This window comes from Acidovorax sp. LjRoot194 (genome assembly GCF_964253015.1).
GTDB lineage: Bacteria > Pseudomonadota > Gammaproteobacteria > Burkholderiales > Burkholderiaceae_C > Acidovorax.
Window position 1 is genome coordinate 5,777,748 of the sequence record NZ_CAXUQB020000001.1, and the last position, 22,832, is coordinate 5,800,579.

At 68.2% G+C, this 22,832-nt stretch carries 22 protein-coding genes and 1 riboswitch; of the genes, 9 read left to right on the forward strand and 13 right to left on the reverse strand.

Annotated features, from left to right (window positions below):
- Positions 1–815: 815 nt before the first annotated feature.
- Positions 816–1,721: a LysR family transcriptional regulator gene (locus ACSQ3N_RS26115; protein ID WP_436147878.1), complete on the reverse strand. Its 906-nt coding sequence runs from the start codon at positions 1,719–1,721 to the stop codon at positions 816–818.
- A gap of 160 nt (positions 1,722–1,881) precedes the next feature.
- On the opposite strand from ACSQ3N_RS26115, the gene ACSQ3N_RS26120 reads away from it, so the two are divergent.
- The 4 genes from ACSQ3N_RS26120 (at position 1,882) to ACSQ3N_RS26135 (ending at position 5,137) form a co-directional block, all read left to right on the forward strand.
- Positions 1,882–3,246 carry a M20/M25/M40 family metallo-hydrolase gene (locus ACSQ3N_RS26120; RefSeq protein ID WP_436147879.1) on the forward strand — a complete coding sequence of 455 codons (1,365 nt, stop codon included), beginning with the start codon at positions 1,882–1,884 and terminating at the stop codon, positions 3,244–3,246.
- A gap of 277 nt (positions 3,247–3,523) precedes the next feature.
- On the forward strand, positions 3,524–4,027 hold the full coding sequence (locus ACSQ3N_RS26125; protein ID WP_436147880.1) for a YidB family protein: 504 nt from the start codon (positions 3,524–3,526) through the stop codon (positions 4,025–4,027).
- Positions 4,028–4,221: 194 nt separating this feature from the next.
- The gene (locus tag ACSQ3N_RS26130) at positions 4,222–4,656 is read left to right on the forward strand and encodes a DUF2628 domain-containing protein (protein ID WP_396506336.1); all 435 of its coding nucleotides are present in this window, start codon (positions 4,222–4,224) and stop codon (positions 4,654–4,656) included.
- A complete protein-coding gene (locus ACSQ3N_RS26135) occupies positions 4,637–5,137 on the forward strand; it encodes a hypothetical protein (protein ID WP_436147881.1) in 501 nt (166 codons plus the stop codon). The genes ACSQ3N_RS26130 and ACSQ3N_RS26135 overlap by 20 nt, the downstream gene beginning before the upstream one ends.
- A gap of 34 nt (positions 5,138–5,171) precedes the next feature.
- On the opposite strand, the gene ACSQ3N_RS26140 is transcribed toward ACSQ3N_RS26135, so the two are convergent.
- From ACSQ3N_RS26140 to otnI, 4 genes are all read right to left on the reverse strand, one after another.
- Complete coding sequence (locus ACSQ3N_RS26140) at positions 5,172–6,038, reverse strand: lysophospholipase (protein ID WP_436147882.1); 867 nt, start codon at positions 6,036–6,038, stop codon at positions 5,172–5,174.
- 200 nt (positions 6,039–6,238) lie between these two features.
- Positions 6,239–7,711 (reverse strand): M20 family metallopeptidase, encoded by a 1,473-nt coding sequence (locus ACSQ3N_RS26145; protein WP_396506330.1) that lies wholly within the window; start codon positions 7,709–7,711, stop codon positions 6,239–6,241.
- A 171-nt stretch (positions 7,712–7,882) separates the two neighbouring features.
- The gene (locus ACSQ3N_RS26150) at positions 7,883–9,124 is read right to left on the reverse strand and encodes a GGDEF domain-containing protein (RefSeq protein ID WP_436147883.1); all 1,242 of its coding nucleotides are present in this window, start codon (positions 9,122–9,124) and stop codon (positions 7,883–7,885) included.
- Positions 9,125–9,239: 115 nt separating this feature from the next.
- Positions 9,240–10,070: a 2-oxo-tetronate isomerase gene (gene otnI / locus ACSQ3N_RS26155; protein WP_436147884.1), complete on the reverse strand. Its 831-nt coding sequence runs from the start codon at positions 10,068–10,070 to the stop codon at positions 9,240–9,242.
- A 157-nt stretch (positions 10,071–10,227) separates the two neighbouring features.
- Here otnI and ACSQ3N_RS26160 point away from each other — a divergent pair, with 157 nt between their 5' ends.
- Both ACSQ3N_RS26160 and ACSQ3N_RS26165 read left to right on the forward strand, forming a co-directional pair.
- Entirely contained in the window at positions 10,228–10,725 is a 498-nt protein-coding gene (locus tag ACSQ3N_RS26160; RefSeq protein ID WP_436147885.1) for a MerR family transcriptional regulator, read from the forward strand.
- A 102-nt stretch (positions 10,726–10,827) separates the two neighbouring features.
- Entirely contained in the window at positions 10,828–11,487 is a 660-nt protein-coding gene (locus ACSQ3N_RS26165; protein WP_436148015.1) for an NAD(P)H-dependent oxidoreductase, read from the forward strand.
- On the opposite strand, the gene ACSQ3N_RS26170 is transcribed toward ACSQ3N_RS26165, so the two are convergent.
- From ACSQ3N_RS26170 to ACSQ3N_RS26185, 4 genes are all read right to left on the reverse strand, one after another.
- Positions 11,459–12,604 carry a glycerophosphodiester phosphodiesterase gene (locus tag ACSQ3N_RS26170; protein WP_436147886.1) on the reverse strand — a complete coding sequence of 382 codons (1,146 nt, stop codon included), beginning with the start codon at positions 12,602–12,604 and terminating at the stop codon, positions 11,459–11,461. The genes ACSQ3N_RS26165 and ACSQ3N_RS26170 overlap by 29 nt on opposite strands.
- A gap of 204 nt (positions 12,605–12,808) precedes the next feature.
- Positions 12,809–13,393 (reverse strand): methionine biosynthesis protein MetW, encoded by a 585-nt coding sequence (gene metW, locus ACSQ3N_RS26175; RefSeq protein ID WP_056171469.1) that lies wholly within the window; start codon positions 13,391–13,393, stop codon positions 12,809–12,811.
- Positions 13,390–14,520 (reverse strand): homoserine O-succinyltransferase MetX, encoded by a 1,131-nt coding sequence (metX, locus tag ACSQ3N_RS26180; RefSeq protein ID WP_056171471.1) that lies wholly within the window; start codon positions 14,518–14,520, stop codon positions 13,390–13,392. Before metX ends, metW begins: the two co-directional genes overlap by 4 nt.
- Positions 14,521–14,759: 239 nt before the next feature.
- Complete coding sequence (locus ACSQ3N_RS26185; RefSeq protein ID WP_436147887.1) at positions 14,760–15,329, reverse strand: TMEM165/GDT1 family protein; 570 nt, start codon at positions 15,327–15,329, stop codon at positions 14,760–14,762.
- A 22-nt stretch (positions 15,330–15,351) separates the two neighbouring features.
- Positions 15,352–15,525: riboswitch (yybP-ykoY riboswitch) on the reverse strand.
- Between the two features lie 328 nt (positions 15,526–15,853).
- Here ACSQ3N_RS26185 and ACSQ3N_RS26190 point away from each other — a divergent pair.
- The gene (locus ACSQ3N_RS26190; protein WP_056171747.1) at positions 15,854–16,282 is read left to right on the forward strand and encodes an RNA recognition motif domain-containing protein; all 429 of its coding nucleotides are present in this window, start codon (positions 15,854–15,856) and stop codon (positions 16,280–16,282) included.
- A 372-nt stretch (positions 16,283–16,654) separates the two neighbouring features.
- On the forward strand, positions 16,655–17,203 hold the full coding sequence (locus ACSQ3N_RS26195; protein ID WP_436147888.1) for an RNA recognition motif domain-containing protein: 549 nt from the start codon (positions 16,655–16,657) through the stop codon (positions 17,201–17,203).
- A gap of 255 nt (positions 17,204–17,458) precedes the next feature.
- Here ACSQ3N_RS26195 and ACSQ3N_RS26200 read toward each other — a convergent pair whose 3' ends face one another.
- From ACSQ3N_RS26200 to ACSQ3N_RS26215, 4 genes are all read right to left on the reverse strand, one after another.
- Entirely contained in the window at positions 17,459–18,235 is a 777-nt protein-coding gene (locus ACSQ3N_RS26200; protein WP_436147889.1) for an SDR family oxidoreductase, read from the reverse strand.
- Positions 18,236–18,296: 61 nt separating this feature from the next.
- Positions 18,297–18,959, reverse strand: coding sequence for an LPS export ABC transporter periplasmic protein LptC (gene lptC / locus ACSQ3N_RS26205; RefSeq protein WP_056171480.1), 663 nt, complete (start codon positions 18,957–18,959; stop codon positions 18,297–18,299).
- 22 nt (positions 18,960–18,981) lie between these two features.
- Positions 18,982–19,542 carry a KdsC family phosphatase gene (locus ACSQ3N_RS26210; RefSeq protein ID WP_056171482.1) on the reverse strand — a complete coding sequence of 187 codons (561 nt, stop codon included), beginning with the start codon at positions 19,540–19,542 and terminating at the stop codon, positions 18,982–18,984.
- Between the two features lie 109 nt (positions 19,543–19,651).
- Positions 19,652–20,653, reverse strand: coding sequence for a KpsF/GutQ family sugar-phosphate isomerase (locus ACSQ3N_RS26215; RefSeq protein WP_436147890.1), 1,002 nt, complete (start codon positions 20,651–20,653; stop codon positions 19,652–19,654).
- A gap of 128 nt (positions 20,654–20,781) precedes the next feature.
- Between ACSQ3N_RS26215 and ACSQ3N_RS26220 the strand changes: the two genes are divergently transcribed.
- Complete coding sequence (locus ACSQ3N_RS26220; RefSeq protein ID WP_436147891.1) at positions 20,782–22,767, forward strand: monovalent cation:proton antiporter-2 (CPA2) family protein; 1,986 nt, start codon at positions 20,782–20,784, stop codon at positions 22,765–22,767.
- The last annotated feature ends 65 nt before the right edge of the window (positions 22,768–22,832 follow it).

The window sequence follows — 22,832 nt, forward strand, 5'->3', positions numbered from 1 at the left end:
AAGCACGCTGTTAGCGGGACAGGACAGTGTTCGCTGCGTCGATATAGCGGCGGATTGGAGGATGCTGCCGTAGTACACCTGATCGTAGAAGCACCTGCCAGTGGTCAGAGTATCCTGACTGGTGCTGGTAATGACGTGAGCAATCGCGCCGCCCGTGTTTGCGGTCGCTGCAGATCCGAAGTTGGCGCAAACCTCACCCACGCTTGCACCCGTGACAAGCTGTCCAATTCCGAATCCGATGGTCCATGCCGAATGCACGGGCACCGTACCGTCAGCGAAGGCCGAGGAGGCCAAGAACAGAATGAACGACGCGATCAGGCGCTGAAAATTAGCCATGCGACCCCCAGGATTGCGACGATGACGAAAAGGCCCATGCGGCTGGTCAGGGACACATACTCAGCCGTGCTTAGCTTGGGGGCAAGAAGCGCGCTCGTTTTAAGCATGAAATACCAACTTGAATTGATCTGATGAAATATCGGATACCCGCTGTTGAGCGAAGATCGCCGAAGTGGCTGACTATTCGCGAGGCCCGAGGCCTTTAGCATGGGGGCGAAAACGATTGATTGAGCGAGATGCGAGCTTACCTTGCGTCAGACTCTCATAATTAATAGTTGCCACCATCATCTGCAAGCTGCAATACAGCAAAGCAAAGCAGGTTCAAACTGGCAATCATTGACACGCTGAGGGGCTGAGCCTATTTCCACGGCCTTTGGTTATCCGCCCCACGTAGCCTGCGGACGGCCCGCCCACTCCCCGTCACACCACGGCCATCGCGAGTTTGGCCCTCGCATGGCTGGCGGTGCAGCGGCAGAGCGCTATCCGGTCGGGCCCTGGTCCTGCACCGCGGCCATGAGCCACTGCACGAAGGCATCGACGGCCGCGTCCTCCCGCCGGTCGGGCGCGACGAACAGGCTGTAGCCGCGCGCGTCGCTGTCGTGATGCGGGTGGGCCAGGACCAGTTCGCCCGACTGCAGCTCGCGCTCCACGAAGTAGCGCGGCACCAGGCCCACACCCAGGTCGGCGCGCACGGCCTCGACCAGCATGGAGAACAGATCGAAGCGGTGGCCGCCCAGGCTGTGCGCAGGCACGCGGGTGATGCCGGCGCGGCTGAACCATGCGTCCCACGCGCCCAGCCGCGAGCTCAGCTGCAGCAGCGGCACGGCGCGGAAGTCCTTGCGCTCCATGGCGCGGCGGTGGCGCGACGCGGGTGCGCACACCGCCACGCAGACCTCGCTCATCAGCGGCACGGGCTGCGCGCCGGGCCAGGCCGCATCGCTGTACTGCACGGCCACGTCGAAGGGGACCTCCTGCATGTAGGTGTGCGTAGGGTAGACCTGCAGGTGCAGGCTGCAGGCCTTGTGCGCGGTCAGGAAGGTGGGCAGGCGCGGCAGCAGCCAGCGCTCGGCGAACACGGGCACGCAGCCCACCAGCAGCCGCGCGCCGTCGGGCCGCTGGGCCATGGCTTCGAGCGTGTGGTTCTGCAGGCGCAGCAGGTCGCCCACGATCTGCGCGTGGTAGCGGCGGCCCACGTCGGTGAGCGTGGAGCCGCGCGCGCCGCGTTGCACCAGCTGAAGGCCGAGCTGCCCTTCGAGCAGGCGCAGCTGCTGGCTGACGGCGCTGTGGGTGATGCACAGTTCTTCGGCGGCCTTGCTCACGCCGTGGTGGCGTGCCACCGCATCGAAGACGAGCAGGGCACGGGTGCTGGGGATGTGGTGGCGCATGCGATGAGGTGTAAGAAAAACTGCCGGCTCGGCAGAATAAAGCAGAACCGGCGGGTGTGAATCGGTCCAACAATTGCATGGCATTTTGTGCTGCGTCACGGGCTTCATCGAGGGAGCCATGCTGGCCTGCATCCCTTGTCTCGCCCTCTTTTGTCTGACCATGAAGAACCCTGCCCGCACCCTTCGCTTCACTCCTTTGGCTGGCGCCGTGGCCCTGGCCGCTGCCGCGATGCTCGGCCCCGTGGCCGCCCATGCCCAGGGCGCCGTGGCGCCCACGCCCACCACGCTGCGCCCGGCGGTGGACAAGGCCTACACCCAGCTCATGGCCGCGCCGCAGGTCGCACGCCTGCTAGACGCCGTCAAGGCCGACCATGACCGTGCGACCGACGACCTCAAGATGCTGACCGAGATCGAGGCGCCGCCGTTCAAGGAGCAAAAGCGCGCCGAGGCGTTCCTCGCGCGCCTGAAGGCCCTGGGCCTGACGAGTGCCGCCATCGACGCCGAAGGCAACGTGGTGGGCATCCGCAAGGGCACGGGCCACGGCCCCAAGCTCGTGATCTCGGCGCACCTGGACACGGTGTTCCCGGCCGGCACCGACGTGAAGGTCAAGGAGCGTGACGGCAAGCTGTACGCGCCCGGCATCTCGGACAACACGCGCGGCCTGGCCGTGCTGTTGTCGTGGCTCAAGGTGCTGAACGACCAGAAGGTCGCCACCGTGGGCGACCTGGTGTTCGTCGGCAATGTGGGCGAGGAAGAGCTGGGCAACCTGCGCGGCATGAAGCACCTGTTCAAGGAGCACCTGGACATCGACGGCATGGTGGCGCTGGAGCCCGCGCCCGACGGCACGGTGCTGGTGCTGGGCACCGGCAGCCACCGCCACGAGGTCACCTTCAAGGGCCCGGGCGGCCACAGCTACGCGGCCTTCGGCCAGGTGCCCAGTGCCATTCACGGCATGGGCCGCGCGATCGCCAAGATCGCCGAGATCCGCACGCCCGCCACACCCAAGACCACCTTCACCGTGGGCACGGTGGGCGGCGGCACGTCGGTGAACACCATTGCGCCCGATGCGCGCATGGCGGTGGACATCCGCTCCGACGAGATGGCGCCGCTGCTGGCCACCGAAAAGCAGGTGCTGTCGGCCATCGACGCCGCCGTGGCGGAAGAGAACGCGCGCTGGAGCGTGAACACGCTGTCGGCATCGACCAAGCTCATCGGCGACCGGCCCGGCGGCCGCACGGCGGCGGACTCGGTGATCGTGGAGGCCGCCGTGCGCGCCAACACCGCGTTCGGCCGCACCACGGTGCTGGGCGGTGCGAGCACCGACGCCAACGTGCCGATGTCGCTGGGCATCCCGGCCATCGTGATCGGCGGTGGAGGCAAGACGGGCGGCTTTCATGCGCTGTCGGAGTGGATTGATCTGACCGATGCCTGGAAGGGCGCGCAGACCTCGCTGGTGACGGTGCTGGGCCTGGTGGGCGTGCAGGGCGTGAGCGAGCCGCTGCTGGAAAAGCGCCAGAAAAGGTAGCCCCCCTGAGCGGCTTCGCCGCTTCCCCCAAGGGGGACGCCGCCAGCGCGGCGGGGCGGCCCTTGCGCGGCGGCACTGGCCTGGGGCCGCGCCAGTATCGGCAGGTTGGGCGCACGGCGGCGATCCCTCCCATCCGTTCGGGCTGAGCCTGTCGAAGCCAGGGCGCGGCGCAGCCAGCAATGCAGGGCCATGGAGCGCTGAATTCACCTTTGTTGACACAGGGGGTGCCCCCGACTGCGTAACATCTGCCTTTTGTTGTCTTGCGCAGGAGATCGCCATGGGCTTGCTCGATTCCGTTTTGGGTGCCGTCATCAACAACGCGTCGCAGGGCAGCGCCAATGCCGCCAGCCACGGCGGTGCAGCCGGTGGGCTGGGCGGGCTCATCAGCCTGGCGGCGCAGAACCCGCAGCTCATCCAGGCGGTGATGTCCCTCATCAGCAACGACGGCCCGGTGGGTGGCCTGCCGGGCCTGATGGCCAAATTCCAGCAGGCGGGGCTGGGCAATGTGATTGCGTCGTGGCTGGGCTCGGGGCCCAACCAGGCGATCTCGGGCGATCAGCTGTCGCAGGTGCTGGGCAGCGGCCCGCTATCGCAGATTGCGGCGCAGCTGGGTGTGGGCTCCGGCGCCGCAGCCGGGCAACTGGCCCAGGTGCTGCCAGGCCTGGTGGATCAGTTGAGCCCCCAAGGCCAGGCACCGCAAGGCGGGTTTGGCAATGCCAACGATCTGTTCGGCATGCTGGGCGGTTTGCTACAAAAAATAGAAGCACGTAGCGCTGACTGAACAAGCGCTGCAGGGTTCCCCGGCATGTGGGCCGCTGTGCGTCTGTGTGTGCCGGTGCGCAAGGTTACCTTTCTTCACAGCTCAGAGAAGTTCTCACAGCCCTCCCCAAGGTGGTGCGCTTAGCATCTTGTGCCGCCGTCTCTGCCACTGCGCAGCCGCGTCGCGTCACAACACCAACGAGAGGGATTTTCAGCATGAGCCAACCCAACGCCGACCACACCGGCACGCCGTCTTTCCAACCCGCAGCCCCGGCCAGCGCCACCGACACGGTGGAGTTGTCGGAGGCCTGGCAAAAGCGTTTCGCGTTGATCGAACGCGCAGGGGGCGTGAAGATGCCCAAGCTCAAGGAACTGAACTTTCGCGAGCGCATGGCCTGCAACTTCAATTTGCTGGCAGCCATCTTCGGCCCGTTCTACTACGCCGCCAAGGGCATGTGGAAGCGCGGGCTGGCTTACTGGGGAATGGCATTTGCAGGCATTTTGCTGCTGGAGTTGATCATCACGCTGGCCGGGTTCGGGCATGTTCTCAAAGGTGTGCACTACACCGGAGCCTGGGCTGCACTGTTCGGCATGATGGCCAACCGCGACTACTACAAGAAGGTCGTGCTCCATGACAACGGGTGGTTTTGACCTGCCTGCGCCGGCAACGTCCCACCCACCGCCACAGCAGTCCGCGCAGCCAGCGCCAGCGTCACCGGCCTTGCGAAGGGCGCAGCGCTGCATCCGTGCGGCGGCGGCCACCGGGCTGCTGACCACCGTCCTCACCATCTCCGTCACTGCAGGCGCGGCCATGGGCACGAACGGTGTGCCTTTCAGCTGGCCCTTGCTGCTGGAGGTGTTGATCCCTGCGGGCCTCACGGCGGGCATCCATTGGCGCAGCCGTATCGCGGCGGCATTGATGCTGGCTTACTTTCTGCTGTCCAAGGCGCTTTGGGTGTGGAACGACCTCTTGCTGCACGATGACGATGGCGGCGTGGCCTGGGCCGATGTCATGGACAGCCTGGACGCCTGCCTCAGCGGCGGTTTGTACGTGATGGTCGTGCTGGTGTGTCTTTATGCAGCAGGGGTTTACGGCACGGTGGCCTGGCACCGGCTCCACCGCAGGCAGTGACGCGGCGCCCACCCGCAGTGCTGGCGCGGCGGCCTCAGGCCGCCGCGGGGTGCCGCGCCACCAGCCACCGCTGCAGCCGTTCGAACACGGGCTCGGCCAGCTCGGGGCATTCATTGAACAGCTCGTGGTACAGCGGCTCGAAGCAGTGCGACTGCACCACGGCCGCGGGTGCCGCGGCGGCAAGGGCGCGGCTGCCGGCGGGGTTGACGAGCTTGTCAGCGCCAGCCCAGATCAGCAGCGTGGGCACCGTCCAGTGCGCCGCGCAGGCCACGGTGGCCGGGCCGCCTTGGGCGATGAAGCGCGCCAGGCGTGCGCTGATGCGGTCATGGCACAGCGGGTCGGCCAGGTAGGCGGCCACCACGGCCGGGTCGTGCGAGAGGTACTGCGCATCGAGCCCGTTGCCCACGCGAAGGTTGGGTGCCAGGCGCGGCAGCGTGGCCAGCAGCAGCTTCTGCACGGGGCCGAGCCCTGCGTCCAGCGCGGGCGACGACAGCACCAGCGCATCCACCGGCCGCAGGTTCAGCGACACGAAACGCGACGCGACCAGCCCGCCCATGCTGTGGCCCAGCAGCACCAGCGGCTGGCCTGCCGGCATGCGGGCGCGGGTGGCGTCCACCATGTCGGCCAGGTCGGCCAGCAGGCGCATGTCGCTGGTCAGCCCGCCGCGCGGCCCACCGGACTCGCCGTGGCCGTACTGGTCGTAGCCGCGCACGGCAAAGCCCCAGCTGTTGAGCCGGCGCGCGACAGGGTCGTAGCGGCCCACATGCTCACCCAGGCCGTGCACCAGCAGCACCGTGCCGCGGCAGGGTTCGCCGGGTGCCAGGGCCCAGTCCTGCATGGCCAGGTTTTCGCCATCGGCGGCGGTGAAGGTGCGCAGGGTCGAGACGGCGAGTTCGGACATAGGGGAGCAGCGATGAGGGGGCAATAAAAACAGGCAGGAGCAGGGTGGGGGCGGGGACAGGCGCGGACGCGGCAGCGCACCGGGATGTGCCCTTCTTCCATCCGCCCACCCGTGCGCACCCCGGACAAGGCCTGCGCGGCGCTGGGGCGGCTCGGCGTGAGCGGGGTTTATGGGATCGAAGGCGCGCGGGTAGGCCGGTATCAGGCCGACGCCACCGGCAATGCCGCGATCACCTGTGCCACGGCGGCGGTGAGCTTCTTGGCATAGGGCACGTGCAGGAACTCGTTGGGGCCGTGCGCATTGCTCTTGGGGCCCAGCACGCCGCAGACCATCATCTGCGCGGTGGGAAAGCCTTCGCTGAGCATGTTCATGAGCGGGATGGTGCCGCCCTGGCCGATGTGGCCGCAGGGCGCGCCGAAGTGGGCCTGCGATGCGTCGTTGAGCGCCTGCTCGAACCACGGCGTGGCGCTGGGCGCGTTCCAGCCGGTGGCGCCGCTGGTGCCCTGGAAGGTGACCTTGGCCTGGTAGGGCGCGTTGTCTTCGAGCAGGGCTTTGAGCTCCTGCACGGCCTGGCCGGCATCCACCAGGGGCGGCAGGCGCAGGCTGAGCTTGAACGCGGTGTAGGGGCGCAGCACGTTGCCGGCGTCCTGCAGCGCGGGGAAGCCCTCGGCGCCGGTCACGCTGAGCGTGGGCTCCCAGGTGCGCTTGAGCAGTGCCTGCAACGGGTCGGTGGTGGTGGGCAGCGCAAAGGTGGTGGCGCCGCCGCAGTCGTAGTGCGCCCAGGGGAAGCGCTTGTACACCTCTTCACCCAGGATGGCGGCCGTGGCGCGGGCCTGGGCCAGGCGGTCGGCAGGCACTTCGCAATGAAAGCTGTGCGGCAGCAGGCGGCCGGTGGCGCTGTCTTCCAGCCGGTCGAGCACCTGCCGCATGATGCGGAACGACGAGGGCACCAGGCCCGAGGCGTCGCCGGAGTGGATGCCTTCGGTCAGGATCTCGACCTTGAGCGTGCCGGTGGCCATGCCGCGCAGGCTGGTGGTGAGCCACAGCTGGTCGTAGTTGCCCGCACCCGAGTCCAGGCACACCACCAGCGCGACGTTGCCCATGCGGGACTTGAGCGCATCGATGTAGGGCAGCAGGTCGCGCGAGCCGCTTTCCTCGCAGGTCTCGATCAGGCCGACGATGCGCGGGTGGGGCACGTTCTGGCGCTTGAGTTCCTGCACGGCCGCGATGCTGGCGTAGACCGCGTAGCCGTCGTCGGCGCCGCCGCGGCCGTAGAGCTTGCCGTCCTCGTACTTGGGCGTCCAGGGGCCCAGGTCGTTGCGCCAGCCGCTGAATTCGGGCTGCTTGTCGAGGTGGCCGTACATCAGCACGGTGTCGGTGGCGCCGGCCTGGGTGGATTCGATCTCGAAGAACAGCACGGGGGTGCGGCCTGGGAGGCGTACGACTTCGAGCGTGAGGCCTGCGACCTTCTGCGACTCGACCCACGCGGCGGCGTTGCGCACCACGGCATCGAGCAGGCCCTGCTCGGCCCAGTCGGGCGAGAACATGGGCGACTTGGCAGGGATGGCGATGTAGTCGGTCAGCTGGCGGACGATGTCGTTGTCCCACGCCTGGCTCACCCGTTCCAGGGCCAGGTCCGGTTGCAGTGCGTGGGCGGGAATGCGGGCGTTCATGGGCGGCTCTCCTCGAAGGTGGGATGGGTCTCGTGGACCAAAACCACCATTCCAACACAACACCCGCGCGGGCGCCATGGCGCAAAGGCATGTCCCTGGACTGCCCCGCCATGCGGCACCGCGCAGGCGGGAGCGCGCAGGCGGCAGCGCCCGCCGGGAACCAGGAGCCCTTCAGTACCGCGAGGCGGGCTGGGTGTCGGGGCTGCTGCGCGGGCCCGGGTCCGCCGGGCGGCGCAGCGACGTGGCCACCTCGACGCGGTTGCGCCCTTTTTCCTTGGCCTCATAGAGCGCGCGGTCGGCGGCGGCGATCAGCATGTCCCAGCTGTCGCCGGGATCGAGCCGCCCGCCGAACACGCCGATGCTCACGGTGACGGCGATGCTCACCCCATCGCTCGCCTCGGTGCCGTCGGCTGCGCGGATGCGGCAGCGCGAGTCCGCCACCTCGCGGCACAGCTCGCGCGCCAGCTGCTCGGCGCCCAGCAGGGTGGTGTCGGGCAGCAGCACCATGAACTCTTCGCCGCCGTAGCGGCCCACCAGGTCTTGCGCGCGCACGCGGGCCTGCAGCACGTTGACCACATGGCACAGCACCTGGTCGCCGGCGGGGTGGCCGTAGCGGTCGTTCACCCGCTTGAAGTGGTCGATGTCCACCATCATGAGTGCGATGGACTCGCGCGTGCGCACGGCGCGCGAGGCATCGCGGTCGAGCGCGGCGATGAGCGAGCGGCGGTTGGCCACGCCGGTGAGCGGGTCGACCGCGGCCATGATGCGGTTGTTTTCATCGGCGCGGTCGCGCGCCATGAAGACGAAGCCCATGGTGCTGATGAGCACCACCGAGAAGGTGCCCATGAACGTGAGCGTCTGCAGCACGCTGCCCTGCAGGATGCTCATGGCGGTGGAATGGCTGCTGAGCGCCAGCAGCGCGCGGCCGCCGAGCACGGCCGCCTCGATGCCCAGCCCCGCCACCAGCAGCCACTGCCCGCGCCCCACCGTGGCGTGGCGGCGCTCGAGCGCGGAGACCAGCGTCCACACGGCCTGCAGGCCGATTACCAGGCTGACGAAGCTCACGCGCGCGGCGAAGTTGTCGATGAAAACGATGACGACCCCGGCGACCAGCGCGGGCGGCGCCCACAGCAGCATCCAGCGCACCGCCCGCCCCTGGAACTGGTAGATCGCCGCGATCATGCCCACGAACACGCACGACAGCAGGACGTTGCCCACCACCACCGACAGGACGTCGGGCACCACGCCGCGCAGCATGATGAGGCTGTGCCCGATGGCATTGACCAGGAGCGCCCCGGCCCAGCGCGCCAGGCCGTCGCGCCGGCGGCCCCAGCCCACCACGGCCATCGAGGCCGCCATCATGAGGGAGCTGACAATGATCATTGCCAGCATGGTGGGTACGTGGGCAGCCATGGAGCGCTGGAGGCGGTGCTTGTGGTGGGTCGGCCCAGCATAAACCAAGGACCGCGGCGCAGGAAACGGCAAATGTGCAGGCCTGCGGCGCAAGGCGCCCGGCGGTGCGCCGCGCTCAGGCCGCCGCGGCGGCCCGGGCGAGGGCGCGGTCGCGCCAGCCCAGGCCTTCGGTGGTGCCCGCCGCCGGCCGGTATTCGCAGCCCACCCAGCCGCGCCAGCCCAGGGCGTCGATGGTGTCCAGCAGGTAGGGGTAGTGCAGCTCGCCCTGGTCGGGCTCGTGGCGGTGCGGCACGCCCGCGATCTGGATGTGCGCGACGCGGCCGGTGGGCAGGTAGCGGCGCAGCTTGGTGGCCACGTCGCCTTCCACGATCTGGCAGTGGTACAGGTCCATCTGCACCTTGAGGTTGTCGGCCTGCACGGCGTCGAGCAGCTCGTGCGCGTGGTCCTGCCGGTTCAGGAAGTAGCGCGGCACGTCGCGCAGGTTGATGGGCTCGATCAGGATCTCGCGCCCGGAGCGCGCGGCTTCGTCCGCCGCCCAGCGCAGGTTGCCCGCGCACAAGGCCTTCAGCGATTCACGCTCCACGCCCGGCGGCACGATGCCCGAGAGCACGTGGATGCGGGGGCAGCCGAGCACGTCAGCGTAGCGCAGGGCCTCTTGCACACCGGCGCGGAATTCCGCCTCGCGCCCGGGCAGGGCGGCGGTGCCGCGTGCGCTCTGGTCCCAGGCCGCGGCCATGGCGGCGGGGTCGGCGCCACCGGCCGGCGCGTTGAACAGCACCAACTGCAAGCCGTTGTCCTGCAGCCGCGCCGCGATGTCGCCCGGGGCCCAGGCATATGGGAACTGGAACTCCACCGCACTGAACCCGTCGCGCGCCGCGGCGGCAAAGCGGTCCAGGAAGGGCAGCTCGGTGTACATCAGCGTCAGGTTGGCGGCAAACTGGGGCATGGCAGCGGGGTGCAGTGGCGTTCAGGACCCGGCAGCTTATCGTGCAGCAGGCAGGCTGCAGCGCGGCACACCGGCACACACAAGCCAAAATGGCCGCTACCGCTGGATGGACAAGCGCCAGCAGCTCATAAATTCATAGCACTGCTATTTCCACACCATGACCAGCCACCGTGAAGGACCCTCGATGCGCATCGGAGAACTCGCCCAACGCACCGGCACCACCCCCAAGGCCGTGCGCCTGTACGAAGCACGCGGCCTGATGGGCGCGGTGGCGCGGGCGGGCAGCTACCGCAACTATGGCGAGGCCGATGTGGCGCGGGTGCTGTTGATACGGCGGGCGCAGGCGCTGGGGTTTCGGCTGGCGGAGCTGGGCGGCCTGCCTGCGCTCGATTCCGCCACGGGGTGGGACAACGTGGGCCAGCTCATCGCCGAGCGCCGCGCGGCCGTGGCCGCCGAGCGTGCGCGCCTGGCCCTGCTTGATGCCGAACTGGCGCAGCTGGAGCGGGAGCTGCTGCAGTGCGATGCCCAGGCCGTGCCCGCGAGCGCTGCGGCCTGCGCGGTGGAGCCTGCCTCGCCACCGCCCCCACCTCCATCGGGGCCCGCCACCAAGTCTGCGCGCACCAACCCGCCACGCGGCTTTGTCGCCAGGGTTTGATCCCGCTGCTTGACTCTGCCCCACGGGGCAAGGTGACCATGCCAGCATCGACAACCAAGAGCCCGAGCAGGCTCTCACGCCGTGCAGGCGAATGGAGGTTTTGTGGCAGAGCAGCAGCGCATTCTCATCATCCTGGGCCACCCGTCGGCCGACAGCCTGTGCGCCGGCATGGCGCAAGCGTATGCCGATGGCGCGCGCGATGCGGGCGCCGAGGTGAGGCTTCTCAACGTGGGGCAACTGGCGTTCGACCCGCGGTTCCAGGGATACGGCGCGGCCCAGCCGCTGGAGCCCGACCTCGCGGCCGCGCAGGCCGACATCGTCTGGGCGGGGCACCTGGTGTGGATCTATCCGATCTGGTGGGGCGCGATGCCGGCGCTGCTCAAGGGCTTCATCGACCGGGTGTTCCTGCCGGGCTATGCGTTCAAGTACCGCACCGGTTCGTCGCTGTGGGACAAGCTGCTGGCCGGGCGGTCGGCCGAGCTGCTGGTGACGATGGACTCGCCGCCGTGGTACTTCCGCTGGGTCACGCGCATGCCGGGGCACCACCAGATGAAGAAGGCCGTCCTGGAGTTCTGCGGCATCCGGCCGGTGCGCGTGCACAGCTTCGGCCCGGTGCGCAGCGCCAGCACTGGGCGGCTGGCGCAGTGGGTGGAGGCGGCGCGCCAGTTGGGCGCACGGCAGGCGCGGCGCGCGCCGCAAGGTCGGAGCACGGGGCCCGGCCTCGCGCCCGCAGCTACTTCTTCGCCGACGACGACGCCGTGAAGGCCTGCACCGCCGCACGGCCCACGGCCGGGTCGTCGGTGAAGAATCCGTCGATGCCCGCGCGCAGGTAGGCGGCGATCTCGGCCGCGCTGTCGCCGCGCTGCGTGCCGTCTGTGGCGGGCGCCTTCTTCAGGCCCGCGGGCAGAAACGCGTTTTCGGGCCGCAGCGTCCAGATGTGCACGGCCAGGCCGGCGGCGCGGGCGCGCTCCACCAGGCCCGTGGGCTCGCCGGGCAGGCCGTCCTTCACCGGCACCACCAGGGTCTTGAACGGGCCGATGGCGTTGGCATACGCGGCCACCTGTTGCAGGCCGCCCGGCGTGAGCAGGTCGGCATAGCTGCGCGTATTGGCCGCGCCCTGGGCCACGAAGTCGTAGGGCCGGCCCGACGGCGCGACCAGTTGCACCAGGCGCACGGTGCTGAGCTTGCGGATGGCCTGCAGGTTGGCCACTTCGAAGGACTGCACGAACACGGGTGCGTCCTGGTGGTTCCAGCCGTTCTTCTCCAGCACCGCCAGCAGCGGCGCCTCCAGCGGCTGGCCGATGGACTGGAAGTAGGTGGGGTGCTTGGTTTCGGGGTAGATGCCGATGGTCCTGCCCGTCTTGGTGCTCTGGGCCTTGGCCAGGTCGATCACTTCCTGCAGCGTTGGGATCTCGAACTGGCCGTTGTAGGCCACATTGGCCGGGCGCTGCGCCGGGATGCGTTCGCGGGCGCGCAGGGTTTTCAGCTCCGCCAGCGTGAAGTCCTCGGTGAACCAGCCGGTGATGGACTGGCCGTCGATGGTCTTGGTGGCTTTGCGCGCAGCGAACTCGGGGCGGTCCACCACGTCGGTGGTGGCTTCCTTCACCGCGCCGTCGGCACCCAGGATGGCGATGGCGTTCTCGTGCCGGGCCACCAGCACGCCGTCCTTGGTGATCACGAGGTCAGGCTCGATGATGTCGGCGCCGTCGTCGATAGCCTTCTGGTAAGCGGCCAGCGTGTGCTCGGGCCTCAGGGCCGAGGCGCCGCGGTGGGCGATGACGGTGGGCGTGGGCGGCCAGGCCTGTTGCGCCACGGCGCCCAGGGCCCAGGTGGCGAGCAGCGCGGCGGCGGCCACGGTGCGCAGTGCAATGCGGTTCATGCGGGTCTCCTTCAGTCCTTGCGGGGAGAGCGCACCTTAGCCGATGCGGTTGACAGTGCCATGTCGCTTCGCGCCCGTCTAGAGCCGCCATGGCGTTGGCCTCCTTGCACTGACACCCACCGTTCGGGCTGAGCCTGTCGAAGCCTTGCGCGGCGCTTCGACCGTGCTCAGCGCGACAGGCTCAAGCCGATGGACGCCGAATTGCTACGCATGTTCAAAATGAAAGACCGCGGTGCTGGCCCGCACGTTGGGCAGCCAGCGCACTTCCTGCCCGTCCTGCAGGCCGAAGGACTCCAGGATTCGCAGGCTGTTCTTGGTGGCCAGCACCTCGAAGTCCTTGTACGTGCCTACGCGGATGTTGGGCGTGTCGTACCACTGGTAGGGCAGCCGACGCGTGACAGGCATGCGCCCGCGCAGGATGGACATGCGGTTGGGCCAGTGCGCGAAGTTGGGAAAGGCCACCACGCCGGTGCGGCCCACGCGGGCGGTCTCGCGCAGCATGACCTCGGCATTGCGCAGGTGCTGCAGCGTGTCGATCTGCAGCACCACGTCGAAGCTGTTGTCGCCGAACATGGCCAGCCCTTCGTCCAGGTTGAGCTGGATCACGTCCACCCCGCGCTGCACGCAGGCCAGTACGTTGGCATCGGCGATCTCTACGCCGTAGCCGCTGCAGCCGCGCTCGCGCTGCAGGTAGTCGAGCATGGCGCCGTTGCCGCAGCCCAGATCGAGCACCCGGCTGCCCTGGGGCACCAGGCGCGCCAGCGCCTCCATGGCGGCTTTGTCGGTCATGGCTGCACCTCCTTGGCAATGCTATCGAAGTAAGAGCGCATCACGCCCATGTAGCGGGCGTCATCGAGCAGGAAGGCATCGTGGCCGTGGGGTGCGTCGATCTCGGCGTAGCTCACGCTGCGGCGGTTGTCGAGCAGGGCCTTGACGATCTCTCGGCTGCGCTGGGGCGAGAAGCGCCAGTCGGTGGTGAAGCTCACCAGCAGGAACCGCGCCGTGGCCCGCGCGAGGGCCCGCGTGAGGTTGCCGGCGTGCGCGCGGGCGGGGTCGAAGTAGTCGAGCGCGCGGGTGATCAGCAGGTAGGTATTGGCGTCGAAGTAGTCGCTGAACTTGTCGCCCTGGTAGCGCAGGTAGCTCTCGATCTGAAATTCGATGTCCTGGGTGCTGTATTTCAGCTCCAGGCCTTCGCGCAGCTGCCTTCCAAATTTCTCGTTCATCACGTCATCAGACAGATACGTGATGTGCCCGATCATCCGCGCGATGCGCAGGCCGCGCTTGGGGATCACGCCGTGGCGGTAGAAGTGGCCGCCGTGGAAGTCCGGGTCCGTCACGATGGCGCGGCGGGCGACCTCGTTGAAGGCGATGTTCTCGGCCGTGAGGTTGGGCGCGCTGGCCACCACGACGGCGTGGCGCATGCGGTCGGGGTACTGCAGCGTCCAGCTCAGGGCCTGCATGCCGCCCAGGCTGCCGCCCAGCACGGCGGCCAGTTGCCGTATGCCCAGGCGGTCGAGCAAACGGGCCTGGGCGTTGACCCAGTCTTCCACCGTGACCACCGGGAAGTCCGCGCCGTAGACCTCGCCCGTGTCCGGGTGCGTGTGCATGGGGCCGGTGGAGCCGAAGCACGAGCCCAGGTTGTTCACGCCGATCACGAAGAAGCGGTCGGTGTCCACCGGCTTGCCCGGGCCGATCATGTTGTCCCACCAGCCTTCGCTCTTGTCCTGGCCCGCGTAGACGCCCGCCACGTGGTGCGAGGCGTTGAGCGCGTGGCACACGAGCACGGCGTTGGAGCGGTCGGCATTGAGCGTGCCGTAGGTCTCGTAGGCCAGGTCGAAGGCGCGGATGGTCGCGCCGCTTTGCAGCGGCAGCACCTCCGCAAAGTGCATGGTCTGGGGTGTGGCGATGAACGACATAGTTGGAACTGGTGAGCCCTCACGTTCCACCGCTTGCATTCGCCGACTGCTCCCTGCAGGAGCCGCTTTGGCCGGGGCTGGCTGGCAGCCCACGGCAAAAAAATACCCGGCGTCGCTAAAAACGAGGCCGGGCAGGTACGTCGGACGGGTCTTTAGCAGAATTTATAGAGCGCCCGCAAGCTGTGGCAAATCGGCGCTGGCGGCAAATATACCAAAGCGCCTGCCACTTCGTCCATCCATCAGGTGCCGGCGGGCACAAAGATGGCCAGGGCGCCCAGCACCAGGAAGATGATGGCCGACACGATGTGCACCGCGCGGATCGGCACCCGGCGGGTGATGCGCTCGCCCAGCCAGACCACGGGTGCGTTGGCGATCATCATCCCGAGCGTGGTGCCGGCCACCACCCACACGTAGGCGTTGTACTGCGCGGCCAGCATGACGGTGGCGATCTGCGTCTTGTCGCCCATCTCGGCCAGAAAGAATGCGATCAGCGTGGTGCCGAACACGCCCCAGCGCGGCGAGCCGTCGGCCTCGCCTTCGTCGAGCTTGTCGGGGATCAGCATCCACACGGCCATCGCGATGAACGATGCCGCGAGGATCCAGCGCAGCACCTGCGGCCCGACGAACGTCGTCACCCAGGAGCCGACGGCACCGGCCAGGCCGTGGTTGACCAGCGTGGCGACCAGGATGCCCAGAACAATGGGCCAGGGTTTGCGAAAGCGGGCGGCGAGAACGAGCGCCAGGAGCTGCGTCTTGTCGCCCATTTCGGCGAGCGCGACGATGGCGGTGGAGATGAAGAACGGTTCCATGTGGGGGGCTATCCGGCCGGATAGTTATAGACAACGCATTGACTGCACCCCGACTCCGGCCATTGGATCGGCATGCAGTCAATGGTCTCGCCCAGCTCAAAAACCGCATGCGCCATAGGCCCACAGGACCCAAGTTTGTTGACGCATGCTCCCGGCGCGTTGCGCACCGGGCGGGCTACTCCCCAAAGACCGGCGGATTTTACCAGAGTGAGGCGGCCCGCCGTTTCGGGTTTTGGACGGCGGCGCGTGGCGCTGTGGCAAAGCAGCCCCAGCTTTTACGGGTTTCCCCGCAGATTCAGCGAAAAAACACCCCAATGCCTTCAACTTTCTGCGGATTCAGTCGACCGATGACCAAATAAACACCCACGGGGCCCATAAAGTGATTGATAATGAATCCGCTCCTCTGCTTTGCAGGGGGCAAATAGCTTAGCGGTGTATGGTCAGTTTCGCGTCTCTGAAGTCGTCACAGGTTTGTTGATTGCGTCGGACTCCATCGCGTTTTTGTGTTTTTTGAGGAGTCCTTCATGGGCAACAAACTTTACGTGGGCAACCTGCCCTATTCGTTCCGCGACCAAGATCTGGAACAGACTTTCGGCCAATTCGGCTCCGTTGGCAGCGCCAAGGTCATGATGGAACGTGACACCGGCCGTTCCAAGGGTTTCGGCTTTGTGGAAATGGGCAGCGATGCCGAAGCCCAAGCCGCTATCCAAGGCGTGCATGGTCAAAACTTCGGCGGCCGTGACCTCGTGGTCAACGAAGCCCGTCCTATGGAGCCACGCGCTCCACGTAGCGGCGGCTTCGGCGGCGGCAACGGTGGTGGCGGCGGCTACGGCGGTGGTGGCGGCGGCGGCGGTTACGGCGGTGGCCGTAGCGGTGGCGGCGGCGGTGGTGGTTACGGCGGTGGCCGTGAAGGTGGTGGCGGCGGCTACGGCGGTGGCCGCAGCAGCTACTAAGCTACTACTACTACTGAAAGACCTCGTCGGCAGACCCCTCACGGTGTCTGCTGAAGGCAAAACAAAGGAGCCCTTGGGCTCCTTTTTTCATGGCCGCACCTTCCTGTCGCCTGGTGGCCACCCCCGCAGCGACCTCTCCATGCAGCAGCATCTGCTGTAGCCAGCCCTTGCCTTCGCGGCAAACTCGCTACAGCTTGCAATTACGCTTGCAATTTCATCCAAAGTGTGGAGCATAGTGTGCTGGCGGGGTTTTCCCCGTTCTCCCAAGTCTGCGGTGTCCGTCAGTTTCGCGCTAACAATGTCATTGAGATCAGCTGGCTGCGTTTTCGGGACTCCCTTCGCTTTATCCATGTGTTTTTGAGGAGTCCCTCGATGGGCAACAAACTGTATGTCGGCAACCTGCCGTACTCGGTGCGCGACAGCGATCTGGAACAAGCTTTTGGCCAATTTGGTGCTGTGACCAGCGCCAAGGTCATGATGGAGCGCGACACGGGTCGCTCCAAGGGCTTTGGATTTGTGGAGATGGGCAGCGACGCAGAAGCCCAGGCTGCCGTGAACGGCATGAACGGCCAGCCCCTGGGTGGCCGCTCGATCGTGGTGAACGAAGCCCGACCCATGGAAGCCCGCCCACCCCGCACAGGTGGTTTTGGCGGCGGTGGTGGCGGCGGCTTCGGCGGCGGTGGCCGCAGCGGTGGTGGTGGCGGCGGTTACGGCGGTGGCCGTGACGGCGGCGGCGGAGGCTACGGTGGCGGCGGCGGTGGGCGCGACGGCGGTGGCGGCGGGTATGGCGGTGGTGGTGGTGGCCGCGGCGAAGGCGGCTTTCGCAGCCCCTACGGCTCGGGCTCCCGCAATGGCGGCGGCGGCGGTGGGCGCAATGGTGGCGGCGGCGGTTACGGCGGCGGCGGCAACAGCGGCTACTGAACCTCGCGGATACTGCATTCTTGAGAAAAGCTCCTTCGGGAGCTTTTTTCATGGCCGGAACGCTTCAGGGAGCGGGGACGTCCGTCATGTCACTGCGCCACAGGCTCGTCCTGCGCGGTGCCGTGGCCACAAGGCGGAAGAAAGGCGACTACCCACCACCTGGCGCGGCACAGCAGTGCTCCTGCGCAAGGCCGTCGCCGGGAGCGCCCCCCTGCGGGGGAAGGCGCGAAGCGCGACAGGGGGCCGCGAGGGAGGCTATTCGTCCATTCGGCGTTTGCGCGGGCGCCCTGCCAGCAGCTTGTCGAACACTGCATTGGGCAGCAGGCGCAGCAGCTTGGCGACCACGCCCATCTGCCAGGGAATGACGCGGTAGCTCACCCCTGCAGCAATGGTGCGGTACGCGCGGTCGGCAAAGTCGCCGGGCTGCATCAGGAACGGCATGCCGTAGCGGTTTTGCTGCGTGAGCGGGGTGTCGATGTAGCCGGGCGAGATGGTGACGACGCGCACCCCGTGCGGGCGCATCTCGCCGCGCAGGCTTTCGCAGTAGCTGATGACGGCCGCCTTGCTGGCGCAGTAGGCGCCGTGGCCGGGCAGGCCGCGGATGCCCGCCACGCTGCCGATGCCCACCAGGGTGCCGCTGCCGCGCTGCACCATGGCGTCCACGAACGGATGGAACGTGGCGGCCAGGCCCAGGTTGTTGGTGGCGAAGGTGCGGGCCATCACGTCCAGGTCGTCCCGCACGGCGGTGTCCATGCCCACGCTGATGCCGGCGTTGGCGATGACCACGTCGGGAACGCCCTGGCGCTGCAGGCAGTCGCGCCCCGCAGCGACGATGCTGTCGGTCTCTGCGACGTCTGCGCTATAAATTTCATAGCTGTCAGCGCTGATCCCTTGCGCGGCAGCCCAGGTTTTGACCTCAGACGTGCGGCGTGCGGCCAGGGCCAGGCGGTAGCCGGCCTGGTGAAAGCGCAGCGCCAGCGCCTGGCCGATGCCGCTGGAGGCGCCGGTGATGAAAACGAGAGGGGTGGTCATGCAGGCTCCGGCGAGGGGCAGGGTGGGGGACTCAGCGCAGAAAAAAAGCTGCGGCCTAAGCCTACTTGGCGGGGCCAGGCTGCAGCACGCCGCGCACACGGCCGCGCATCTGCATCACCTGGTCCAGGTTGTCATAGTCCATGCCGTCGGCCGTGAAGCGGTCGTTGCCCCGGGTGAGGACGACGGGCTTGTCCGAGCGCACCCGCTCGGTGTTGGTGTAAGCGTGCAGGAACTCGCTGCGGAACTCCAGGCGGGGCTCGGCCGGTTTGCCCGGCTTGGCGGGCAGGGGCTCGCGGGTGACGATGGCGTTGCCGAAGAGCTGCACCTCGGAGCCGTCGGCATTGGACAGCGCCCGCTCGGCCGTGGCCACGGTGATGCGGCCGTCCAGGGCGACCGAGCGCATGCGGACCTTGTCGATCTCCAGCGTGTCGGTGTCGGGGTAGTGGCGGCCCACCTCGCCCTGCACTTCGCTTTGCAGCCGGCCGGAGGCGTCGAAGCTCTTCACCGAAAAGCCTTTCATGAAGTAGTCCGGCTGGTGGCCCTGCGTTCGCTCGATGGTGGGCAGCACCGGCGCGGGCGCGTTGCGCACCAGCCACCAGGTGCCCAGCGCGAGCAGGCCCATCAGCACCACGGGCAAATACAGCGAGAACTGGTCCCAGCCCTGGCGCACCACGCGGTTCACAGGCAACCCTCCGCGCGCGCCGGGCGGGCGGTCTGCAGCCATTGGCTCATCGGTGCACCCTTCTTCATGCGGTGTATTCCGCCAGCAGCGCTGCATAGCGGCCCGAGGCCACCAGCAGCAGGTCGCACAGCTCGCGCGCCGCGCCGTCGCCGCCGCGCGCCTGGGTGACGAAGTGCGCGGCATGGCGCACCTCGGCCTGGGCGTTGGCGGGTGCACACGCGAACGCGCTGCGCCGCATCACCGGCAGGTCCGGCCAGTCGTCGCCCATGGCCGACGCCTGGGCCCAGGTGAGCCCCAGCCGCGCCAGGATGTCTTCGGCCGCGGGGCGCTTGTCCTCGGTGCCGAACACCGCGTGCTCCACACCCAGGGCCTTCAGCCGCACGCGCAGCGGCGCCGAGTCGCGGCCCGTGATCACGGCGGGCGTGATGCCCGCCTTTTGCAGCAGCTTGAGCCCATGCCCATCCAGCGTGTTGAACCGCTTGATCGTCTCGCCCGCCTCGCTGAAGTACAGGCTGCCATCGGTCAGCACGCCATCGACATCGAAGAACGCCACGCGCACATCCTGTGCGCGCAGCAGCAGCTCGGGCGGAAATTGCAGCACAGGAAAGGTCACGTCAGATGTCATCACACAGCGTTTGAACAGGCACGGCCGATGCCAGCGCACCCGTGGAACCGGCTTAGCCGGGCCACGGGGTGGGTCCCCCTTGGGGGAAGGCGCGAAGCGACACAGGGGGTCATATAACTTTTGCTCGCATCAGGTCGCCGATGTGCACCACGCCCACCAGCAGGCCGGCGGCATCCACCACCAGCACGCTGGTGATGGCATGGGCCTCCATCAGTTCGGCGGCGTCCACGGCCAGCGCGTCGGGTGCGATGCGGCGCGGGCCGGCGTGCATCACCTGGGCAGCCGTGGCGGTGCGCAGGTCGGCACCGGCTTCGATGCGACGGCGCAGGTCGCCGTCGGTGAAGATGCCCAGCACCTGGCCCGCCGGGTCGACGATGGCCGAGGCACCCAGGCCCTTGGCGCTCATCTCGCGCATGAGGTCGCTGAACGATGCTTCGGGCGCAACGCGCGGGATCTCGGCGCCAGTGCGCATCACGTCGCTCACGTGGGTCAGCAGCTTGCGGCCCAGCGCGCCACCGGGGTGCGAGCGGGCGAAGTCTTCGGGGCGAAAGCCCCGGGCGTCCAGCAGGGCCACGGCCAGCGCGTCGCCCATGGCCAGCTGGGCGGTGGTGCTGGCGGTGGGCGCCAGGTTCAGGGGGCAGGCTTCGCGCTCGACGCTGGTGTCCAGCACCAGCTCGGCGTGGCGCGCCAGGGTGGATTGCAGCCCGCCGGTCATCGCGATCAGCGGGGCGCCCAGGCGGCGCAGTACGGGCAGGATGGCGGTGAGCTCGCCGCTCTCGCCGCTGTTGGAGATGGCCAGCACCAGGTCGTCGCCGGTGACCATGCCCAGGTCGCCATGGCTGGCCTCGGCCGGGTGCACGAAGAATGAGGGGGTGCCGGTGGACGCCAGCGTGGCGGCGATCTTGCGGCCCACGTGGCCGCTTTTGCCCATGCCCATGACCACCACACGGCCCCGCGTCTGCAGCGCCATCAGCACGGCCTGTGCAAACACGCCATCGACGCGCGCGGACAGGCCGTTCAGGGCGGCGGCCTCGATGTCGAAGGTCTCGCGGGCCAGGCGCAGGGCCTGTTCGGCATCGAAGGGGGGCAGCGCGGCGGGTGCGGGAGTCATCCGGCGATTCTATCGAGCGGGGCAGGCCCGGCTGCGGCGGCGGCATTTTGTCCTTCGGTGGCATGGCGCATGCTTGCGGAGCCTAAAAAACTGTAACCACGCCCCACGCCTCGGATAGCATCGAAACCATGTCTTCGCTCGCCCTCACCTTGCTGTATTTGCTGGCCGCCGTGCTGGGGGTGGTGACGTGCCGCAGCCTCAAGCTGCCGCCCATGCTGGGGTATCTGGCCGCGGGTGTGCTGATCGGCCCGCACGCACTGGCGCTGGCGCAGAACTCCGAGGGCGTGCGCCACCTGGGCGAATTCGGCGTGGTGTTCCTGATGTTCGCCATCGGCCTGGAGTTCAGCCTGCCCAAGCTGCGGGCCATGCGCCGGCAGGTGTTTGGTCTGGGGCTGATGCAGGTGGTGCTGACCATGGCCATCGTGGCCGGCGCGGCCTTGCTGCTGTCGCGCTTTGTGGGCGGCGTGTGGGACATGGGTTGGCAGACGGCGCTGGCGCTGTCGGGCGTGATCGCCATGAGCAGCACGGCCATCGTGGTCAAGCTGATGGCCGAGCGCGCGGAGCTCGAGAGCGAACACGGCCGCCGCGTGATGGGCATCCTGCTGTTCCAGGACCTGGCCGTGGTGCCGCTGCTGGTGCTGATCCCGGCGCTGAGCTCATCGCCCGACCAGCTGCTCACGGCCCTGGGCTGGGCGCTGATCAAGGCCACGGCGCTGGTGGGCCTGCTGCTCACCGGCGGGCAGCGGGTGATGCGCTGGTGGCTCACGCTGGTGGCGCGGCGCAAGAGCGAAGAGCTGTTCATGCTCAACCTGCTGCTGATCACGCTGGGGCTGGCCTGGCTGACCGAGGTGGCGGGGCTGAGCCTGGCGCTCGGGGCCTTCATCGCGGGGGTGCTGGTGTCCGAAACGGAGTACCGCCACCAGGTGGGCACGGACATCCGGCCCTTTCACGACGTGCTGCTGGGCCTCTTTTTCATCACCATCGGCATGATGCTGGACTGGCACATCCTGGTGGACCGCTGGGCCATGGTGCTGGGGCTGCTGGCCGTGCCGCTGGTGCTCAAGCTCGTGGTCATCCTGGTGTTGGCGCGCGGCATGGGGGCCACCACCGGCATCTCGCTGCGCACGGGGCTGTACCTGGCGCAGGCGGGCGAGTTCGGCTTCGTGCTGCTGTCGCTCACGCAGGCCAACGGCCTGGTGCAGCCGGCGCTGATGAACCCCATCCTCGCGGCCATGGTGCTGTCGATGCTGGCCACGCCGTTCCTCATCATGTACAGCAACCGCATCGTGATGAAGCTGGTGGCCAGCGACTGGCTGCAGCAGTCGCTGCAGATGACGTCCATTGCGCGCAAGTCCATCAATACCAGCAAGCACGTGATCATCTGCGGCTACGGCCGCTGCGGCCAGAACCTGGCGCGCATGCTGGAGCACGAAGGCATCCCGTACATGGCGCTCGACCTGGACCCGGACCGCGTGCGCCAGGCCGCCGCTGCCGGCGACTCGGTGGTGTACGGCGACGCCACCCGGCTGCAGGCGCTGATGGCCGCCGGCCTGGTGCGGGCCAGTGCCGTGGCCGTGACCTACATCGACGTGCCTGCGGCCCTCAAGGTGCTGGCCAACACGCGGTCCCACGCACCCCACGTGCCGGTGGTGGTGCGCACGCAGGACGACGCCAACCTGGACAAGCTGCAGGCCGCCGGCGCCACCGAGGTGGTGCCCGAGGCCATCGAAGGCTCGCTGATGCTGGCCAGCCACGCGCTGGCGCTGGTGGGCGTGCCCATGCGCCGCGTGCTGCGCCTGGTGCAGGACCAGCGCGATGCGCGCTACAACCTGCTGCGCGGCTACTTCCACGGCGCCGACGACGACACCGCCAACGAGCGCGACCAGGAGCGCCTGTCCACCATCAACCTGCCGCCCGGCTCCACCGCGCTGGGCCAGAGCCTGGGTCAGCTGGCGCTGTCGGCCATGGGCGTGCGGGTGGTGAACCTGCGGCGCAGCAGCGGCCACATGAGCTCGGCCGTGGACGACGCGCTGCTGGCAGCGGGCGACACGCTGGTGCTGTCGGGGCACCCGGCGGCACTGTCGCTGGCAGAGGACAAGCTGCTGCGCGGTTAGGGTCTGATAAAAAGGCCGCTACCGCTTGCCTATCAAGCGTAAGCAGCTATCTTTTTTATAGCAAT

What these genes read in the sequence shown, in the direction of transcription:
- ACSQ3N_RS26115 (WP_436147878.1), bottom strand. Translation starts at nt 1,721, where the DNA reads ATGCGCCACCACATCCCCAGCACCCGTGCCCTGCTCGTCTTCGATGCG.
- ACSQ3N_RS26120 (WP_436147879.1), top strand. Translation starts at nt 1,882, where the DNA reads ATGAAGAACCCTGCCCGCACCCTTCGCTTCACTCCTTTGGCTGGCGCC.
- ACSQ3N_RS26125 (WP_436147880.1), top strand. Translation starts at nt 3,524, where the DNA reads ATGGGCTTGCTCGATTCCGTTTTGGGTGCCGTCATCAACAACGCGTCG.
- ACSQ3N_RS26130 (WP_396506336.1), top strand. Translation starts at nt 4,222, where the DNA reads ATGAGCCAACCCAACGCCGACCACACCGGCACGCCGTCTTTCCAACCC.
- ACSQ3N_RS26135 (WP_436147881.1), top strand. Translation starts at nt 4,637, where the DNA reads ATGACAACGGGTGGTTTTGACCTGCCTGCGCCGGCAACGTCCCACCCA.
- ACSQ3N_RS26140 (WP_436147882.1), bottom strand. Translation starts at nt 6,038, where the DNA reads ATGTCCGAACTCGCCGTCTCGACCCTGCGCACCTTCACCGCCGCCGAT.
- ACSQ3N_RS26145 (WP_396506330.1), bottom strand. Translation starts at nt 7,711, where the DNA reads ATGAACGCCCGCATTCCCGCCCACGCACTGCAACCGGACCTGGCCCTG.
- ACSQ3N_RS26150 (WP_436147883.1), bottom strand. Translation starts at nt 9,124, where the DNA reads ATGGCTGCCCACGTACCCACCATGCTGGCAATGATCATTGTCAGCTCC.
- otnI (WP_436147884.1), bottom strand. Translation starts at nt 10,070, where the DNA reads ATGCCCCAGTTTGCCGCCAACCTGACGCTGATGTACACCGAGCTGCCC.
- ACSQ3N_RS26160 (WP_436147885.1), top strand. Translation starts at nt 10,228, where the DNA reads ATGACCAGCCACCGTGAAGGACCCTCGATGCGCATCGGAGAACTCGCC.
- ACSQ3N_RS26170 (WP_436147886.1), bottom strand. Translation starts at nt 12,604, where the DNA reads ATGAACCGCATTGCACTGCGCACCGTGGCCGCCGCCGCGCTGCTCGCC.
- metW (WP_056171469.1), bottom strand. Translation starts at nt 13,393, where the DNA reads ATGACCGACAAAGCCGCCATGGAGGCGCTGGCGCGCCTGGTGCCCCAG.
- metX (WP_056171471.1), bottom strand. Translation starts at nt 14,520, where the DNA reads ATGTCGTTCATCGCCACACCCCAGACCATGCACTTTGCGGAGGTGCTG.
- ACSQ3N_RS26185 (WP_436147887.1), bottom strand. Translation starts at nt 15,329, where the DNA reads ATGGAACCGTTCTTCATCTCCACCGCCATCGTCGCGCTCGCCGAAATG.
- ACSQ3N_RS26190 (WP_056171747.1), top strand. Translation starts at nt 15,854, where the DNA reads ATGGGCAACAAACTTTACGTGGGCAACCTGCCCTATTCGTTCCGCGAC.
- ACSQ3N_RS26195 (WP_436147888.1), top strand. Translation starts at nt 16,655, where the DNA reads ATGGGCAACAAACTGTATGTCGGCAACCTGCCGTACTCGGTGCGCGAC.
- ACSQ3N_RS26200 (WP_436147889.1), bottom strand. Translation starts at nt 18,235, where the DNA reads ATGACCACCCCTCTCGTTTTCATCACCGGCGCCTCCAGCGGCATCGGC.
- lptC (WP_056171480.1), bottom strand. Translation starts at nt 18,959, where the DNA reads ATGGCTGCAGACCGCCCGCCCGGCGCGCGCGGAGGGTTGCCTGTGAAC.
- ACSQ3N_RS26210 (WP_056171482.1), bottom strand. Translation starts at nt 19,542, where the DNA reads ATGACATCTGACGTGACCTTTCCTGTGCTGCAATTTCCGCCCGAGCTG.
- ACSQ3N_RS26215 (WP_436147890.1), bottom strand. Translation starts at nt 20,653, where the DNA reads ATGACTCCCGCACCCGCCGCGCTGCCCCCCTTCGATGCCGAACAGGCC.
- ACSQ3N_RS26220 (WP_436147891.1), top strand. Translation starts at nt 20,782, where the DNA reads ATGTCTTCGCTCGCCCTCACCTTGCTGTATTTGCTGGCCGCCGTGCTG.